Source organism: Virgibacillus pantothenticus (genome assembly GCF_018075365.1).
GTDB lineage: Bacteria > Bacillota > Bacilli > Bacillales > Amphibacillaceae > Virgibacillus > Virgibacillus pantothenticus.
Genome location: NZ_CP073011.1, coordinates 2,656,376 through 2,675,516, shown reverse-complemented (window position 1 = coordinate 2,675,516; position 19,141 = coordinate 2,656,376). Strand labels below are relative to the sequence as shown.

The 19,141-nt window shown below is 36.6% G+C and carries 13 protein-coding genes, 2 tRNA genes and 1 pseudogene; 10 read left to right on the top strand and 6 right to left on the bottom strand.

The features are described from left to right. Window positions 1-32: 32 nt before the first annotated feature. Complete coding sequence (locus KBP50_RS12525; RefSeq protein WP_050352251.1) at window positions 33-758, top strand: gamma-glutamyl-gamma-aminobutyrate hydrolase family protein; 726 nt, start codon at window positions 33-35, stop codon at window positions 756-758. A gap of 123 nt (window positions 759-881) precedes the next feature. Here the strand turns inward: KBP50_RS12525 and KBP50_RS12520 are convergent. Next, window positions 882-971: transfer RNA gene (locus KBP50_RS12520), tRNA-Ser, on the bottom strand. A gap of 149 nt (window positions 972-1,120) precedes the next feature. Between KBP50_RS12520 and purU the strand changes: the two genes are divergently transcribed. Next, window positions 1,121-2,020 (top strand): formyltetrahydrofolate deformylase, encoded by a 900-nt coding sequence (gene purU, locus KBP50_RS12515; protein WP_050352252.1) that lies wholly within the window; start codon window positions 1,121-1,123, stop codon window positions 2,018-2,020. 52 nt (window positions 2,021-2,072) lie between these two features. On the opposite strand, the gene KBP50_RS12510 is transcribed toward purU, so the two are convergent. After that, window positions 2,073-2,765: a hypothetical protein gene (locus KBP50_RS12510; protein ID WP_050352253.1), complete on the bottom strand. Its 693-nt coding sequence runs from the start codon at window positions 2,763-2,765 to the stop codon at window positions 2,073-2,075. Between the two features lie 469 nt (window positions 2,766-3,234). On the opposite strand from KBP50_RS12510, the gene KBP50_RS12505 reads away from it, so the two are divergent. Beyond that, complete coding sequence (locus KBP50_RS12505; RefSeq protein WP_050352254.1) at window positions 3,235-4,554, top strand: YeeE/YedE family protein; 1,320 nt, start codon at window positions 3,235-3,237, stop codon at window positions 4,552-4,554. Window positions 4,555-5,279: 725 nt separating this feature from the next. Here the strand turns inward: KBP50_RS12505 and KBP50_RS12500 are convergent. Beyond that, complete coding sequence (locus KBP50_RS12500) at window positions 5,280-5,459, bottom strand: hypothetical protein (protein ID WP_050352255.1); 180 nt, start codon at window positions 5,457-5,459, stop codon at window positions 5,280-5,282. Window positions 5,460-5,691: 232 nt separating this feature from the next. Here KBP50_RS12500 and KBP50_RS12495 point away from each other — a divergent pair, with 232 nt between their 5' ends. Beyond that, on the top strand, window positions 5,692-5,853 hold the full coding sequence (locus tag KBP50_RS12495) for a hypothetical protein (RefSeq protein ID WP_156875370.1): 162 nt from the start codon (window positions 5,692-5,694) through the stop codon (window positions 5,851-5,853). Window positions 5,854-6,652: 799 nt separating this feature from the next. On the opposite strand, the gene KBP50_RS12490 is transcribed toward KBP50_RS12495, so the two are convergent. Next, window positions 6,653-7,219 (bottom strand): Uma2 family endonuclease, encoded by a 567-nt coding sequence (locus KBP50_RS12490; RefSeq protein ID WP_050352257.1) that lies wholly within the window; start codon window positions 7,217-7,219, stop codon window positions 6,653-6,655. Between the two features lie 1,010 nt (window positions 7,220-8,229). Between KBP50_RS12490 and KBP50_RS12480 the strand changes: the two are divergent. Continuing rightward, window positions 8,230-9,218 (top strand): annotated as a pseudogene (locus tag KBP50_RS12480) (IS4 family transposase); the annotation flags it as partial. Window positions 9,219-10,347: 1,129 nt separating this feature from the next. Here the strand turns inward: KBP50_RS12480 and KBP50_RS12475 are convergent. Next, a tRNA-Thr gene (locus KBP50_RS12475) sits at window positions 10,348-10,420 on the bottom strand. 130 nt (window positions 10,421-10,550) lie between these two features. Between KBP50_RS12475 and KBP50_RS12470 the strand changes: the two genes are divergently transcribed. Continuing rightward, a complete protein-coding gene (locus KBP50_RS12470) occupies window positions 10,551-11,045 on the top strand; it encodes a DinB family protein (protein WP_050352258.1) in 495 nt (164 codons plus the stop codon). Window positions 11,046-11,139: 94 nt separating this feature from the next. On the opposite strand, the gene KBP50_RS12465 is transcribed toward KBP50_RS12470, so the two are convergent. Then, window positions 11,140-12,924: a glycoside hydrolase family 13 protein gene (locus KBP50_RS12465; protein ID WP_050352259.1), complete on the bottom strand. Its 1,785-nt coding sequence runs from the start codon at window positions 12,922-12,924 to the stop codon at window positions 11,140-11,142. 273 nt (window positions 12,925-13,197) lie between these two features. On the opposite strand from KBP50_RS12465, the gene KBP50_RS12460 reads away from it, so the two are divergent. The 4 genes from KBP50_RS12460 to KBP50_RS12445 all read left to right on the top strand — a co-directional run bounded on the left by KBP50_RS12460 (window position 13,198) and on the right by KBP50_RS12445 (window position 19,129). Then, window positions 13,198-14,472, top strand: coding sequence for a sugar ABC transporter substrate-binding protein (locus KBP50_RS12460; protein ID WP_050352260.1), 1,275 nt, complete (start codon window positions 13,198-13,200; stop codon window positions 14,470-14,472). Between the two features lie 116 nt (window positions 14,473-14,588). Continuing rightward, complete coding sequence (locus KBP50_RS12455; RefSeq protein WP_050352261.1) at window positions 14,589-15,887, top strand: carbohydrate ABC transporter permease; 1,299 nt, start codon at window positions 14,589-14,591, stop codon at window positions 15,885-15,887. Between the two features lie 5 nt (window positions 15,888-15,892). Beyond that, window positions 15,893-16,735: a sugar ABC transporter permease gene (locus KBP50_RS12450; RefSeq protein ID WP_050353500.1), complete on the top strand. Its 843-nt coding sequence runs from the start codon at window positions 15,893-15,895 to the stop codon at window positions 16,733-16,735. A 45-nt stretch (window positions 16,736-16,780) separates the two neighbouring features. Beyond that, window positions 16,781-19,129, top strand: a complete 2,349-nt coding sequence (locus KBP50_RS12445; RefSeq protein WP_050352262.1) for a glycoside hydrolase family 31 protein — start codon at window positions 16,781-16,783, stop codon at window positions 19,127-19,129. Window positions 19,130-19,141 lie beyond the last annotated feature (12 nt).

Sequence of the window (19,141 nt, the reverse complement as noted above, 5' to 3'; positions counted from 1 at the left end):
GATTGAAAATTCGTTATAAGGAGTGTGTATCATTGAATCCCGTTATCGGAATAACCCCATCAACACAAAATGAAACGAATATGCATTTTGTCAGCGCTGCTAATATTGCTGCAATCAAAGGGGCTGGAGGAATTCCAATCATTCTGCCTTTTGTAGTATCAGAAGATCAAATTCGGCAAATTGGAAACATGATTGATGGTTTGTATTTAACTGGAGGAAATAGTATTGACCCAACCTTATTTCATGAAGAACCACACCCGAAGTTAGGTGAAATCAATCCGATTCGTGATCAATATGAAGTTGCCATCATAGAGGAAATGCAAACGCAACAAAAACCTATCTTAGGTGTTTGTAGAGGGTGTCAAATTTTAAACGTTGCACTAGGTGGTGATATGTACCAGGATATTTATGCGCAAATAGATGGGGAATTATTACAGCATAAACAACATGCCCCTGCTAGTCACGCCTCTCATTTTGTACATGTAAAAGAGGAGACATTATTAAGAGAAATTGTAGAAACAGAGAGAATAAAAGTAAACAGCAGGCACCATCAGGCTAACCGAAATCCCGGGAAAGATATACAAATTTCTGGGATAGCAAGTGATGGCGTTGTAGAAGCAATTGAAAGTAAACAGGCTCCATTTATATTAGGGGTGCAATGGCATCCTGAAGATTTGGCAACAGCTGGAGATACAGTCTCCAAAAGAATTTACAATGCGTTCGTGCAAGCGTGTAGTGAAAACGAAAACAACACATAGCCTAAATAAAAGAAGGGTTGCCTTGCCGTAAAAGGATTATCTGCAACCTTCTTATTTTCATTTCATGTGACGTTTATAATTTGAACCAAATAACGCTCTTCGCTTGTTTTTTTAAGCATAAAACGGAGAAGGTGGGATTCGAACCCACGCGGCGCTTGCACGCCCTAACGCATTTCGAGTGCGTCCCCTTCAGCCAGACTTGGGTACTTCTCCCTATAAATAAGAACAATAAATATTGTAAGAGAAATTAATTGCTATGACAAGTTTTTTGCATGAAAATCTTACAAAATAGATGAAGGATTGACTGTTTGCACAAAATAACATAAAGTATTATACAAAAATAAATGATTGAGGTATCAGCAATGAATCACTACATGAAGAAAAGTATCCAACAGTACCAAGCGGAAAATAAAAATAAAGCAAGATTGTTAATTAAGTGTCCAGATCAGCCAGGCATTGTCGCTGCTGTTTCCGATTTTTTGTACAGACATGATGCAAACATTATTACTTCGGATCAATATACCCTCGATCCGGATGGCGGACAGTTCTTTATGCGCGTAGAATTTTATTGTCCACAATTACTGGAAAAAGCAGAAGTGTTAGAGGAAGCATTTCAATCAATTGGTGAGAAATTTGCAATGGAATGGCAGTTATTATACGTTAGCCAGTTAAAGAATATGGCGATTTTTGTTTCCAATGAGCCGCATTGTCTGATGGAATTGTTATGGGAATATCAAAGTGGGGACCTTATGGCACATATCGCTCTTGTTATAAGTAATCATGAAACGGCTCGAGAAACAGTGGAGTCGCTTGGAATACCCTTTTATTATATCCCAGCAAATAAAGATATTCGCAAGCAAGTAGAGGAAAAGCAACTTCAATTATTGAATGAGCATCAGGTGGATGTCATCGTGTTGGCGCGTTATATGCAAATATTAACCAGTGATTTTGTTAAGAATTACGAGCATCAAATCATTAATATCCACCACTCCTTTTTACCAGCCTTTGTTGGGGCGAAGCCTTATGAGCGGGCTTATAAACGTGGTGTAAAAATGATTGGAGCGACCTCTCACTATGTGACCAATGATCTGGATGAAGGTCCGATTATTGAACAAGATATCGGCAGAGTGGACCACAGAGATAATAGCGCTAAAATGAAAAAGATTGGTCAAGCAATTGAACGAGTAGTATTATCCAGGGCTGTCAAATGGCACCTTGAGGATCGAATTATTGTACATGAAAATAAAACAATCGTGTTTTGATATGTAAATATAACTATCGTCCTATGAAAATAGCCTGCTTGTAGAAAGCAGGCTATTTTGACATCAATTTGGCAGTATAAAGTTTCCAATGCAGATTTTGTTTTGCGTCACCACTTGACATAAGCGTTCCTTGAATGGTTACTTTGTCCCCAGCCTTTAATGTTTTCTTCGGAGTATTTTTCCCAAAATCAGCAAGAAATACTTGGTATGCCTCATTTTTCTTGCTCTTTTTAACCTGAGACCATTTCTGGTCTTTATATTTGTCTCCTCCCCAGACGTAGACCTTTTTTCCTTTTGCTTCCATCACATAACCTTTCCAAGTTACCTTTTTGCCTGATAAGTGTTTATCCCAAGTTTTCTTTTGTGTACTATCGTTAAGTTTTTTGTATTCTTTCGTAAAAGCTGGGAAGTTTTGTAGTGACTTGATTGTTTTTTTCTGTTGGCTAGAAAGTTCATTGCTCTTCTTTTTTCTTTTATCATCGTCGTCGTCATCGTCATCATCGTCATTTAATTGCTTATCCACATCATGTTGTTTCTCTGCTTTATCCTGTTCTTGATTTGCATATTTTTCTTTTAAATCGTCTGGTGTAATGATAGCTGCTATGATAAATAAAACAAGCGAAACGAGCGTTATCATTCCGCCTTTATATTTTTTCTTTTTGATAGCACCCATAATTAATAATACGATACCAACCGTGATTCCCAATGATGCAATAGTGCCTAATAACGTACTAATAAAGGCCATATGTATTCCTCCTTCCAGGTAATATTATCATAAAACAGGAAGGGAATGTATGATTTATTTTGATACTTAGGTTGCTCACGTGGTTGAAGAAATATGATGGTGTATTAGTTGCTTGTAACTGTGTAAAAGCGCGCCAAATAATATGTTATATATCTAAGTTATACAAAGGAATATCATTCAATGATTCATTCCTATACGATTGGTTATAACCTTAATATAAGCTTGAGATTACATTCAGTAACAACAATTTTAAGCCTGTCTGGATATTATACTTTCTAGAGTATATTTTTATGTCAATGTAATTGATGAAGCCAACACGATAATTTGCAAGGATTCTGCCATTTTTGCTTTGTTAAATAAAAAAGCAATATTTAAATTATTTTAATACGAAAAGTTTACATTGACTAATATTGGAAAGTTAATTAACATATATGTGAAGTGTTTCACAAATTTTGGAGGGAATTATCTCATGAAAACTAATCAAACCACCATTCATCAACCGAAGTTCAAAACGAACACATTACTGATTCAATCTATTATCGGCTTAATAGTAATTGCTCTTGTTGGATACTTCGGGTCATTTCTTGCTCATTCAAGTCAAAAATTAACGTTGTATTTATTAACTGGAGTGGCATTAGGCTATATTTTGACACGCTCTACTTTTGGCTTTGCTGGTGGAGTGAAAAAAATTTATGTAACTGGGTTTGGAGGTTTATCAAGAGCACTAATAATTATGTTTGCGATTACAATGATTGGTATGATAGGAATACACTGGTATGCTGCAGCAAATGGTGCCGTACCAGCATTTATGGCTGAAGCTGGAGATACAATTATACCTGGTTCTAAATCGGTTAATACACTTAGTATCGCAACGATTGCTGGAGGTTTTATCTTTGGTATTGGGATGATAATGGCAGGCGCTTGTGCTTCTGGAACATTGACAGATATTGGCGAAGGTGCTACCCGCGCTATGATTGTGTTACCATTTTTTGTACTCGGGACAGCCCCTGGAGAATTGGTAAGATATAAAATACATGATTCTGCTTTAGGGAAATTCAGTACAACGATGTATTTACCTCATACTTTTGGTTTTATCGGTGCTCTACTTGTATCACTTTTCGCGCTTCTTTTACTTTATATATTAGTTAACAAATATGAAGCTTTTAGAAAAAAAGAAGGTTTTTATGAGGAAGAATTGTTTGCTCATGACGAAAAAGCCATAGAGGCAAAAAGGAATTATAAATTTTTTAGTTATGAAACTTATCATAAATTTTTCATTGAACGTTGGAGCTTTTTAACGGGCGCTATTTTATTAGCAGTAATGTTCATTTTTATTGTTAATACGACAGGTTCAAGCTGGGGTGTTACATCTGCTTTTTCTAGATGGGATGTCGCATTCTTGCAAAACTTAGGTTTTGAGTTTAATTCGCCAGCATTCACAAGTATTCTAGAGGATGTAAATAATGGTTTGTTGAATCACAATGGTACAATAAGGAACATTGGTATTATATTTGGCTCTTTAATTGCCTTGCTTTTAGCTGGTAAGTTCAAATTTAACTTTAAGTACTCCGTGAAGGATGCCTTCATCTATGCTGGCGGTGGATTGATTATGGGATTTGGAGCAAGATGCGCTGGTGGTTGTAATATCGGTGCTTTATTTTCAGCCATATGTAATTTTTCATTAGCAGGCTGGGGGTTTACGGTTGCTCTTATCCTTGGTGGTATAGTTGGGTTGAAACTATTTGAAGGAAGGCTTAATATTATTCCTCCAAATAGACATAGAAGATAAACGTTAACAAAATACTTAGGAGAAATTTAGCTTGCTAAAGTCATAGTAGTTATTATGGTGCCGTAGTATGCATGACATCTAAATATGCTAGGGAGAGACAATTCCATCACAATTTAAAGGCTAGGCAGTGCGACAAGTCAAAAGCGATCGCGTATTGTTAAAAGATTAATGGGAATTCTTTCACCTAATAGGAAAAGTTTAAACTTATCAATTAAAGCTGACAGCAAGGTATATTTAAATCCCGTCAAAAAATATGCAACCGAGGAAAATATCTCCTCAAGCATTAAGGTATATGCAAACCGGACGTAGGATAAGTCTAGATCATCCAGTAAGCCTACAAAATCTTTTAAAGTAGGTCAAAAAAAGTAACCGTAAAAAAATCACCTAGCCAATTTGCTGCTGGTGGGTCCATTGAGAGCTTTGTTAAACGAAGTAGCTACAAGGGGCATTCAAGTTAGATCAGATAGAGTCTTTTAGATGGCATTATGTCATGGGGATAAAAAAGACGTGTATGAATCAAAAAAGCCTACTCCTTTATCCCGTATATAAAGTAAGGTGCTGTCAGACTCCCACTACAGTAGTTAGATAATCTAGACTGCAACAAGTCTAAGTGGGAGGTAACAGCACCTAAATGCCCAATTTCGTAAGATGTCTTTAGGTCATACCATTGTGGTACTAATCATCAGTAGGGGATGAGTGAAAACCCTCACTAGTAAATCTAAAGTTTAAAAAAATAAGAACAGCGTACCAGCTATTAGAATATAAGTACCTAATAAGACCAATCCTAATCTTCTAAAGAACACCTTTTTGCTGTTTCCTTCTTCTTTATTTTCAGAATATATCTTCCAAACACCAAAAATAACTAAAGCTATAGCAAAAAGCATAGGTACATTTGTATATGACATTTGTTCCCTCATTTCTCAACTAGTGATTGTTATTCGATGGGCTATAATTTAGTTAATAATATTAGTATATCACTAAAGACTAAAGAAAATTTTCCACATAACAACTTCGCCAGACTAATCCGTACATAATTTATCGTTTGAGCAAAGTTTCTAGCATTTCGAGCAACTTGACAAAAGAGATAAGTACCCTAATAATAGTTGGATGGATATTGCGTTTTAGGAGCTGACATCATTGAAACTATTGACTACAATTGTTTACGTATTTTTGGTATTATACTTAGCTAATAAATTTGAGTTTGAAAAGAATTGGGTTTATTTAGTAACTGTGGGTCCTATTGCGATCGGTGGGGGATTATTTATTTTACATTTGTTTGATAAAAATAAGTCCAGCTAGTATTAATGGAAAATTTTTTATTAAATTTTTTCTTTCACAACAAAACCACTTCCTGTAACTATAATCGAAACAAGTTTAGCGGGAGGTGGAATAATTTTTTTAAAAAAGAATAGCCACATAAAAGAGCTATTTATCATATGGTCTGAACTGCCCTCTGTCTACTTGACAGGGGGCAATTCATAAACAATAAACACTTTTTGTGATTAGATATTAAAGACTTCTATCCGTCTACTTAGGATTATTTTGTTTACGGTTTCTTTAGAAAAAAATTAAAATGGCGATAGATATATCCAAGATAATTACTCAATTTACAACTGAATCACTTTCTTCCAATAATAAAATTAGACATTTACCTCAGGGTTATTCTACTAGTCCCGTTGTTAAGTGTACTTTCCTACTTAAATCATTTTTATGAATTCCATAAATATGTTGAACCAGAAGGTATTCGTTTTACATGCTTTATAGATGACTTAACGTTTTCTTCGGAAAAATTTATTAGTAAAACTTTCAAACGTATTGTATATAGAATCATTCAAAACTATCGCTTAGATGTAAACCACTCAAAAACTCGGCATAGAACATTTAACAAAGAAATTAATGTAACCGGTGCCATCGTTAAAGATGGTGAGAAATTTATTCCTAATAAGCTACAAAAGAAGTTATATTTTACATACGTAGAGCTTGATGAGATAGAACTTGTCACAAGAAAATTACTGCTCATGCTAAAAAAAGTCAGTCCAGATGTTACATTTGGACTGACTTTTTTTAGGGACGACAGAACCGTCCCCGCGTCCCGCTGTTATTGCTGAAAAAGCTTCTCAGCATCAACTGAAAAATTAGGAAGCACTGTTGATGTCACGATACCTTTTTCCCGGACAATGTCTTTCTGTTCGTATTTCGCTTTTTCATTCAAGGCATATACCATGATTGTGTTCAGCAGGGGGTTCACAATCCAATACTCTTTGACCCCATACTGCATATATAAATTCAATTTGGTAATGAGGTCATGCGCCTGATTGGATGGGTTAATTATTTCAATGATCATGGTAGGAGCACCTGTGTATTGTTGATCATCCAGGCCACTTTTGTCACAGATGACAGACAAATCAGGGATAACCACTTTATCTCCAGGAATATTTTCATTACTTAGTTTCACATCGAACGGTGCCGAGAAAACCTCACAATCATCGCTTTCTAAAAGGTTGTATAATTGCGCGGCTAATCGCATAGATAGCCGCTGATGAACGGTGGAGGGTGAGGGTGACATGTAAACGACGCCATCAATATATTCAAGGAGCTGATCGGTTTGCTCCCGCATTTGGTAAAACTTTTTTAAGGAGACAAGTTCTTCGTTTGGTAAGCTCATTTTACTCACACCCCTTTTTTTAATTGTATAGTATTATCTGTCATTTGAAAAGTTACACCAACCTTTTGGGGGTGGGGGCGGGGGCCATGTACCATATCACCTTACGTGGCAATCGGAGAACAGCATTGTTTCACAACACTCCGTATTATCAGGCTTACTTAGATATATTAGAGGAGAATAGGTTTTACTATCCATTTCATCTCCATGCATATTGCCTCATGACAATCCATATACATCTCCAATTAGAAACTATCAATCATGATATAAAGCGAAACTTCAATCAGTGGGGATTTTCCTTCAAAGAAGCATGAAAACCGTCCCGCCGCTTCTTCCTAATAGTTTAGCAGAAAATAAACAAGGTGCTACAACATGTTCTACTTATAAATGGTTAAAAAATTACCTGGAGTGTGTTTTAAGTAATGAAAAGAACATTATGTAAAGTTAATGGTTGGATAAAAGGACTTAATGATAAAGAACTATTTTGAGTTTTTTTAACAGAATAAGAAAGTATAAAATTAGGTGCTTGGAGATAACGAAATAACTGAATAGTCACGTCCGGCTTCAGCGCCCAGCAACTAGGCGACTTCACGAAATCACCCTACGATAAGTCATCATCGGTTCGTTACCTCACCGTGATTCCTTTATCTCCGTTGATTCGTTCCATTCGCTACGTTGCTAAACGGGCGCCCTGCGCCTTTGTTCATTATACCTTTATGAAATATTGAAACTACTATAATTTTACTTCAGGGAGAGGAAAATTGTTTTATTATTTTATATACATCTTTAATTTTTAACATAGGATTTATTCATCGCTCCTTCAATAAGAAAATAAGGTAATTGTCTTTTAAAATTCTAATCTTTTATATATAAATGTTCACTAGTGTCGCATTAAAATATTCATATGCGATATAAAATACAGAATTTTCTTAAACACTTTGTTTCCATAAAAAAATCCTTTATAATGGTTGGCGGTAGTAACCTATCCAAATCCAATATAAAGGACAAACACCATGGATAAGTCTACACGAAAAACATCATTTAAACAATGGTTATCACCTATAAATCAAACATTATTTAATGAACAGGTGAAAAAGTATCAACTAAATCACTATACTAAAAAGCTACATATGGATTCATTTATGTCATTGCTTCTGTATGCTCAACTTCATGAAACGGAAAGCTTACGAGCGCTTAGCGATGCTGTTTTCTCGGATGAACTACAACAGGCTACAGAGTTAGATTCCATCAGTTTCTCACAATTAGGAAGAAGATTGAATCACGTTCCGACTGCTTTTTTTCAAACGATTTTTCTGGATTTAGTCTCTGATATCCATAAGATAACAGATTTCCAAAATCGTAGAAGAATAACAACACCATTAAAAATCATTGATTCTAGTACATTACCACTTAATTTAACGAACCATAAATGGGTTCGCAAAACAAAGTCAGGTGTCAAACTTCATTTACGACTCGTATTTATGGAAAAAGGCCTTTCTTATCCGGATCAAGCGGTCATCACAAATGCGATTAAGTTTTGGTTGATGACAAAGCATGCATGTACGTTTTTGATCGTGGTTACTTAGATTATGAACGTTTCGATCGTATGACAGATGAGGGTTATTTCTTTGTTTCTCGTCTGCGAAAGAACGCTGTAGTACGAGTATTTGAAACCTTTCCACTACAAGTAAATTCAAACGTAGTGTCAGATGAAATGGTTGTCATTGGAACCACACAAAATCGTTCAGAAAATGTATTTCGCAGATTGAAATTATTGGATACAAAAGGAAATGAACTTAGCTTGTTGACGAACCGATTTGACTTAGACGCTGATGAAATTGCTGAGATTTATAAATCAAGATGGGCAATTGAGCTTTTTTTCAAATGGATGAAGCAACATTTGAGTATCAAAAAATTTTACGGTTTTAGTGAACAAACAGTCCAAAATCAAGTGTATCTTGCGATGATCGTATATTGTCTGAACAAGATACAAATTTTAAATATTTAAGTTGGGGGAGCTGAGGGACTCCTTCATGGGGAATTAGAAATTTTTCATTACCATTCTCATTCATAGGAACTTGGTTGTCAAGGAGGGGCTTCACGACAAATTTCCTATGGATCAGGGGGGTATTCTTTTATGAATAATAGACAGACTCAGGTGTCTGGTAATTTAGCGATTGGTGTATTCGCGCTTTTGGTTATAAAATGCAAAATAGTTTCGAATTTCTTGTCTAGCCTCTCTGGGCTGTTGTGTTCTTTGAGATAAATTTCTTCGTATTTGATGGTGCGCCAAAGTCGTTCCGTAATGATGTTGTCTAGTGTACGTCCTTTGCCGTCCATACTAATGTTGACTTGATTCTGTTTTAATAGATTAATATATTAGGGCTAGTAAAATTACTGCCCTGATCTCCCTATTTAAGATGACCGGCTTTCCTTGAGAAAGCGCACGTTGGACGGCTTCTATAACGGAATCCATTTCCTTCCAATGTTTGATCTAGCTCCCAACCGATCACATAGCGAGAATACCAATCAATAAGAGCAATCAAATAAAGCCAGCTCTGTTTAAGACGCACGTAGGTAAGGGGAGCATATCAGTCTGTACTTTGCTCTAAGTTCTTTTAACTCTTTTTATCCAGAGGCAACACTTTTTAGAAACATCTTGGGTTGTTCTTTTGCGGGCTGTAGATTTCCAGATTTCACCAAATGACCAACCCTAGCTTTAGACCTCCTAATAGTTCAGCTGTTTCCATCGTTGAGAGTAAATTTTCATTTAAGAAACTAAAAAGATCTGCATATATTCAAACTGATACTTCATATTCTTATCGCCCCTTTCTACGGGAATGATAAGCAAGATAACCCTAAATATATGGATTAAGCTTATTAAAGCAAAGCAAATAGTACAATTATATAATATCAACTTAGATGGTTGCCCAAAATCAACGTAAATGTACAGAATAGTCCCGCATAGTAACAGCATCATGAAATTAGTATAGCCAAATTTTATTTGTGAGGGAGGAGATTAATTAAACGCACGTTTTGGTCGGTAGATTGACGGCGAAAAATGAATACAATAAAAAAACACTGCTCCTGATTTTATCAAGAACAGCATTCTATTACTTGCTTTCCATTGATGCTGGTGAGAGGATTCGAACCTCCGACCCCTTCATTACGAGTGAAGTGCACTACCGACTGTGCTACACCAGCAAAAACGTTACATGAAATATAATACTCCTATCGAAAACTTTCATCAACCCTTTTTTTCATAAAAGTAATAATCCTAAAAAAAGGACTTTTGCGTAAATTCGGCTAATAGTAGGAAATGAGGGGGGAAACCATGAACCGTATAGAAGAGTTGGTTAATGAGTTTGCTGCATGTAACGATTGGGTCAAAGAGTTAACAGAAGTGCCAGAAGAGGAACTGTTTCAGCCCATTCGTAAAGGGAAGTGGTCGATAGCTGAAATTATTAGTCACATGACTTATTGTGACCGGTATGTTCTTGAAGAAACTATTCCTCAAATGAAGCAAGATGCCAATCTGACAACTGTGGATTTTGAAGTGATTAATAGCAAAGCTTCTGCTTACGCAATGATTGGAGTGAAAGCTGTACAGCTAGTTGCTGAGAAGTTGCAAATTCGGAATGAACTAGTCACCGTTCTTCGTGAAAAGACAGAACAAGATTTTTTTGCAACCTTTATATTAAATGGTGAAGAAAAGGATCCGTATTCGGGTTATCCGCATACCTTGTTTAATTATATTGCTGCATTTGCATGGCATGACAATCATCATAAGCAACAAATTGATCGATTTTTGTTAGAGAAAAGCAAATAAAAAATGATTCACAAGAAAAAAGCAGACATTAGAAAACTATTTATCTAGCAAAGCCTTTTGAGACGAACTGTATCAACTCAAAAGGCTTCTGTCACTACTTTGTGATGTCATAGATTCGGTAAGACAGGGCTGGTATAATCAATTGCTCTTGAAGCTTATCCACTTGTTGTATAGATACCCCATCTTCGTTGTGAGAAATCGTCCACTCGTTGATCTTTTCTCCAGCTTCAAAAATCGATGAACTTAAAACGCTAGTTTCTTTTTCTCCTCCATTTAATAGAAAAACAAGTCGTTTTGTGCCATCATTTTTTTCGTAACCAATCGTATGGCTGTTATTATCAGCGTACAAAAAGCGAAACGTTCCACCATTACCGAATAAAGGCACGGTTTTTCGTAGATGGATCAGTGCTTGTACATAGTGGAACAAATCACGATTTTGTTTACTTGTATCCCACTCCATACAAGCACGGCAGCCAGGGTCCTGATCTCCATCCATACCAATTTCATCACCATAATATATACAAGGTGAACCTGTAAAGGAAAGTTGAAAGAGGTAGAGAAGCTTGACACGATCTAGGCTTCCATTTGCTAATGTTAATATTCTAGGCGTATCATGGCTGTCTAAGAGGTTAAAAGCAACCTCGCTTACGTTTTTTGGATACATATGCTGTACTTTCGAAATAGAATTGGCAAAGTCTGTAGCATGCATTTGATTTTTTGCTAAGAAATTTATTGCTCCATTTGTAAACGGATAATTCATAACTGCATCAAATTGGTCGCCTTGCAGCCATGGCATCGAATCATGCCAAATTTCACCTAAAATATAAGCATCGGGATTTGCCTGTTTCACCACACGGCGGAAGTCTCTCCAAAATGTATGATCCACTTCATTAGCTACATCTAAGCGCCAGCCGTCAATATCAAATTCTTCAATCCAATAGCGAGCAACATTTAATAGATAATCTCTCACTTCCTGATTTTCTGTATTTAGCTTCGGCATAGATGATACAAAGGCAAATGTATCATAGTTTGGCGCTGGTTCAGTAACGACTGGGAAATCCCAAAGATGAAACCAGTCGTTATATGTTGATTCTTCTTGATTTTCCAAAACGTCCTGGAATGGCGGGAAATAGTATCCACTATGATTAAACACTGCATCGAGCATCACTTTAATACCACGTTGATGACATTCCTTCACTAGCTTACGAAATGTTTCTTTATCTCCAAATTGAGGATCAATTTCCATATAGTCAATCGTGTCATACTTGTGATTAGAATAAGCTTTAAATATTGGCGTAAAGTAAATGCCGTTAACTCCTAATTCTTCTAAGTGATCTAAGTGGTTGATCACGCCTTGAAAATCACCACCAAAAAAATTAGTCGTAGTTGGTGCAGCAGAACCCCATGCTAAGCTCCCTTCAGGATTTAGCTGTTCATCCCCATTTGCAAAACGCTCAGGAAAAATTTGGTACCATGTTGTATCTTTTACCCACTTAGGTGCTGAAAATATATCTGTTTCATTCATAAACGGGAAACAAAAGTAGCTCGCTATTTCTTTCGGTGGGGTTTCATGGATGCCATCTTCACCATATACGCATAATTCTTGATCATCTGAACAAATAAATGCATAACGTAATCGTTTATACTTCGGCTTTACTTCAACAAACCAAAAATCATGTAACGCAGTAGAGCCTGTTTTTACCATCGGTTTCGTTGTTGATTGCCATACATCTGCTTGCCAATCGTATGGGTCTCCAAAAACAAGCTCTACTGTTTGCATATCATCTTTCTTCGTTTGTAAAACAATGTGTAATGTTTCTTTGTCATACGTGTAAGCAAAGTTATTTTTTGGTCTGTGATAAATTGCTTCTCTAATCAATATGAATGCCTCCTTTAGTTAAAACGTTTGCGCTTAAAATGCATATTTGCCAAACGCTTAAGATAGAAAATAATGGTTGTTATAAATAATATTAGCACAAGCTTCTTTACAATGAAACCGTTACCCATTACTTTATTAAAGGTATCTTTCATAAAAAAATGTAGTTGCAATTTATGTGAAATGATGTATAATAAAATTACAATGTTGGTGCAAACGATTTCACTAAATTGCATAGCATTGCTGAATAAATTCCAACATTTAGGAGGGTCTAATGTGAAAAAAGGATTATTTTACTTATTTGCAATGATTTTATTTGCTAGCGTTTTAGTAGCCTGTGGACCAGATGACGCTAAAGAATCAAAAGGAGAAAAAGAAACTGCTGAATCAAGTGAGATGCCAGAAAAGCCTAAATCATTAAAGCTATGGGTAAACGCAGAAGAAAAACAGGAAGAAGCCTTAAAAGAAATGACGGCTAGTTACACAGAAGAAACTGGAATTGAAATAGAAATGGTGCCTGTAGACATGCTTGAGCAAGTTGAAAAATTAGATGTTGAAGGACCAGCAGGAAATGGACCAGACGTTATTTTCCAGCCACATGATAGAATTGGTGATTTAGTACTTAGAGGATTAGTAGAACCGGTAGATTTGGGAGATGCAGAAAAAGAATATACAGATACAGCTTTGCAAGCTGTGCAATATGATGGTGACTATTGGGGTTATCCTGCTGTAGCTGAGACGTACGCTATGTACTACAATAAAGCACGTGTAAAAGAAAAACCCGAAACCATGGAACAAATTATGGAAATTGCTGAAAAAGATACGGACTCTAGTAAAGATGAATTTGGCTTTCTGATGGAAGCAGCTAATCTATATTTTGTATACCCTTTCTTTTCAGGGAACGGTGCTTATGTATTCGCAAATGAAGACGGTAAATATGATATAACGGACATTGGATTAAATAATGAAGGCGCTGTAAAAGGCGGGGAATTAGTTTCGGAGTGGTTTGATAAAGGTTATATTCCTCAAGACTTAACTCCTGATATCATGAACGGATTGTTCCAGGAAGGAAAAGTTTCTACCATTGTTAATGGGCCTTGGATGGTACGCGACTATTCGGAAGCTTTGGGAGATGACTTAGCTACTGCACCATTACCTGCTTTAGAAAATGGGGAAATTCCGAAATCATTTGTAGGCGTTAAATCATATATGCTTTCTTACTACTCAGAGAATAAGGAATGGGCACAGGATTTAATGGCGTATTTAACGAACTTTGACAGTTCAATGAAATATTACGATATTGCTGGAGAGCTACCTGCTCGTAAAGACGCTATGGAAGATCCGATCATTGCCGATGATCCGATTTACTCTGCATTTGCAGAACAAACACAATATGGGGAGCCAATGCCAAGTGTTCCTGCTATGCAGCAAGTATGGGAACCATTTAACGATGGTCTCAACTTTATTTCCAAAGGGGAGCCTGTGAAGGAAGTATTGGATGAAGCAGTGAAAACGATTCAAGAACAAATAGACGCTTCGGGCGCAAAATAAAGCAAGGAATGGTATAGGGATGAAACGATCCCTATACCATATCTTAAAATCAAAAAGCAATCATTAGGAAATAACCAGTGCTAATTTTGGCAATTGGTAATAGGAGGAGAAGCGGGATGGCTACCGAACAAAATGACACCAAAGCCCGAAAAATACAACCTCGTACGTTAGCAATGATTTTATCTATTATTATTCCTGGTTTAGGACAAATGTATAATAGACGGTTTTTAAAAGGATGTATCTTTTTAATAGTAACGATTTCTTTTCTAGTGACTACTTGGAATTTTATTGATATTGGAATTTGGGGTCTATTTACTCTTGGAACGATCCCACGTGAACATCATTCCATTCAATTGCTCATACAAGGTTTAATTTCATTGATTGTCCTTGGATTTGGAATTGCAATCTATATTTACAACATCAAAGACGCTCGATCTGATGCGATCGCTAGAGAACTAAAGCGTCCTAATCCAACATTGTTTCAGGGTATGAGAAATTTTTATGATAATGGTTTTCCATATTTTATGATTTTACCTGGTTTATTAATGTTATTATTTATCGTTGTTGTGCCATTATTATTCATGTTGGCATTAGCTTTTACTGACTATAACCAGTATAATGCACCACCTCGTAATCTATTAAATTGGGTAGGAATTCAAAACTTTGTTGACTTGACGAAAATAGATATTTGGAAGAACACATTTTTAAGTGTGTTTTCATGGACAATAGTGTGGACAGTTGTAGCTACAACGTTGCAAATTGTACTAGGATTGTTTTTAGCGTTATTAGTCAATGATCCAAGAATTAAATTTAAACGTGCGATACGAACATTTTTAATTTTACCTTGGGCAGTTCCAGCGTTTGTCTCGATTTTAATATTTTCTGCACTGTTTAACCCTACATTTGGAGCGATTAACCGGGATATTTTAAGTCAATTTAATGTAATGATTCCTTGGCTGTCAGATCCATTTTGGGCGAAAGTGGCATTAATTATGATTCAAACATGGTTAGGTTTTCCGTTTGTGTTTGCTTTATTTACAGGGGTACTGCAAAGCGTCCCTCGAGATATGTACGAAGCTGCAGATGTGGACGGAGGTACGCGTTGGCAAAAATTACGCCACATTACATTGCCGCATTTACTATTTGCAACCGCACCTTTATTGATTATGCAATATGCCGGAAACTTTAATAACTTTAATATTATTTACTTATTTAATGAAGGTAACCCAGCTGTTCGTGGTCAAAATGCTGGCGGAACAGATATTTTAATATCCTGGGTATATAAATTAACATTTGAATCTAATAACTATAATATGGCTGCGGCTATCACGATTATTATGGGATTAATCATCTCTGTATTTGCCTTTTTCCAATTTAGGAAGACAGCTTCATTTAAAGAGGAGGGACGTTACTAATGGCTATGTCACGTAAGAAGAAATCGAGAATTGAAGTAACGTTTATCTATATCTTTTTCCTAGTTATGTTTATTATTATTGGTTACCCATTGTTCTGGGCACTAATGATGAGTATAAATGAGGGTTCCAATATGCTGGTAACGGATTTGTTTCCGAAAAATCCGACTTTAGAACATTATAAATGGTTGTTTACTAGCCCAAATAGTGATTATGTCATCTGGTATAAAAACAGCCTTTATGTTGCCATTGTCAATTCTGTAGGGTCCGTTATCATTACATCGTTAATTGCATACGCGTTTTCACGATACAAATTTGTTGGTAGAAAATATGGATTGTACATGTTCTTATTATTACAAATGTTCCCAGCTCTAATGGGAATGGTTGCTTTGTACATTTTATTAAACACGATCGGTTTAACCGATTCTCTTTACGGATTAATGTTAATTTACCTTGGTGGCCAAATTCCTTTCAACGCATGGTTGGTAAAGGGATACTTTGATACGATACCGAAAGAACTTGATGAAGCTGCGAAAATAGATGGGGCAGGTCATTTGAAAATATTTTGGACGATTATGTTACCGTTAGCCAAGCCGATATTAGCAGTTGTAGCGTTATTTAATTTTATGGCGCCGTTTATGGATTTCTTGCTACCGCGAATTGTTTTAACAAGTCCAGAAAAATATACATTAGCACTTGGATTATACAATTTTATCAACGACCAATTCTCAACGAATTTCACTAGATTTGCGGCAGGGTCTATCCTTATTGCTGTACCAATTGCGCTCGTGTTCTTGTTACTGCAACGTTACTTAATTTCAGGTTTAACTTCGGGGGCTACAAAAGGGTAGGCTGTCTATCTTCGTTATTACTATGAGACAACAGGAGGTATTACCATGCTTGAAGATACGAGCTTTGCGATTCATCCAGGCAATAATACAGAAACGGAAGCAATTCGGTTTATTGATATCGGAAATTTGCTAGATTATCGAAAAAGTTCCCACGGTTATTGGTTTGCTTGCGATCATGGATATGTCGTCGTTCGTTTTTATCATCCTTCCATCGTTCGGATTGTGATGAATCCTACAAGTAATCCAGATTTAAACCAATCTCAAACAGTGGTTGCCAAGCCGGAAAGCTTAAAAATTACTGAACAAGAATCCTCGGAATGGATTATGTTACAAACAGAGAAGCTGGAAGTTACTATTAGCAAACAACCATTTCGAATTGCTGTTAAGGATTTAGAAGGACGTGTCCTCGTTCAGGAAAAAGAACGCGGAATGGTCTTTAGGGAAAACGGTGAAGTAATGGTTTGTAAAGAGAAAACAAGTGAAGATCATTTCTATGGATTTGGAGAAAAAAGCGGCTTTTTGGATAAAAACGGTGAAAAATATGAGATGTGGAATAGTGATGTTTATGCGCCGCATAATCCGGAAACAGACCCATTATATCAATCGATTCCCTTCTTTATGACATTGCGTCATGGAAAAGCACATGGTATTTTCTTTGATAATACGTTCCGAACGACCTTCGATATGAAGCGTTATGAACATATGTATACATTCAGCGCAGCTGGAGGCCAAGTTGATTATTATGTGATGGCTGGACCAGAACCGAAAGCGGTCCTTGAACAATATACGTCGCTCACCGGAAGAATGCCAATTCCGGCAAAGTGGGCATTGGGCTATCATCAATCTCGTTATAGCTACGAATCAGAAGAAGAGGTACGTGCCTTAGCGCAAAAATTTATCGATCGCGATATTCCAGTGGATGTGGTCCATTTAGATATCCACTATATGAATGGTTATCGTGTGTTTACCTTTGATAAAGATCGTTTCTCTGATCCAGAGAAATTAATAGCTGACCTAAAAGATATGGGTATTCGCGTTGTTCCGATTGTTGATCCTGGTGTTAAAAAAGACCCTGAGTACACCATTTATCAAGAGGGTGTGAGAGAAGACAACTTCTGTAAATATCTTGAAGGTGACATTTACATTGGTGAAGTTTGGCCTGGAGAAAGTGCATTTCCTGACTTTACCGAAGAACGTGTGCGCAAATGGTGGGGCGACAAGCATGTTTTTTACACCGATATGGGTGTAGAAGGTATATGGAATGATATGAATGAACCAGCAGTATTTAATGAAACAAAAACAATGGATACAACAGTTATGCATCGAAATGATGGCAAGCCGACAACACATCGCGAGTTACATAATGTCTACGGGTTATTAATGGGTAAAGCAACGTACGAAGGACTTAGAGACCAATTAAATGGCAAGCGTCCATTTTTACTTACTCGTGCTGGTTATGCTGGGGTACAACGGTATGCAACGGTGTGGACAGGAGATAACCGTAGTTTTTGGGAACATTTGCAAATGAGTTTACCAATGGTAATGAACTTAGGATTATCTGGTATCGCTTTTGCTGGTCCTGATGTGGGTGGATTTGCCCATGATACGAATCCAGAGCTTTTGGTACGCTGGACACAAGTTGGAGCATTTACGCCATACTTCCGTAATCATTCAGCGATCGGAACCTTATATCAAGAACCGTGGCAGTTCGGAGAGAATCATGAAGCTATGATAAGAAAATACATTAAAATGCGATACGAATGGATGCCGCAATTATATACGTTATTTTATCAAGCGAGCAAACAGGGTCTTCCGGTTATGCGTCCGTTACTGATGGAGTATCCAGCTGATGAGAAGACATATAATCTAAATGACCAATTTATGATTGGGGATAATGTCATGGTAGCACCGATCCTAGCGCCAGCAGTGACCGATCGTGCCGTTTACTTCCCAGAAGGAGATTGGGTTGATTTCTTCACCGAAGAAGAATATCATGGGGGAACGGTTCATCTTGTTCACGCTGAACTAGATCAATTGCCAGTCTTTATTAAAAAAGGCACCGCAGTTGTGCAAGGTACTTTTGTTTCAAATAAGGAAAAGCAAGGCAAAGATATAAAAATGTCCGTCTATGCAAGCCAGTCAGATGCAAAATATACATGTTTATATTATGATGATGATGGAGAAACGTTCGCGTATGAAAATGGAGAATATCTTAAACTAGAAATGGAGATTACTTCCACATCTGATCAAGTAGCCATTGATGTTACATGTAAAGAAGGTTCGTATCAACCGGACTATCAAGATATAAAGATTAATGTGGTTGGTCTTGGAGAAGGGCAACGTGTTATAATAAATGGAGCAGAAAGCTCGAATCAAACGCATATACGCTTTTAATCAAGCAATGTG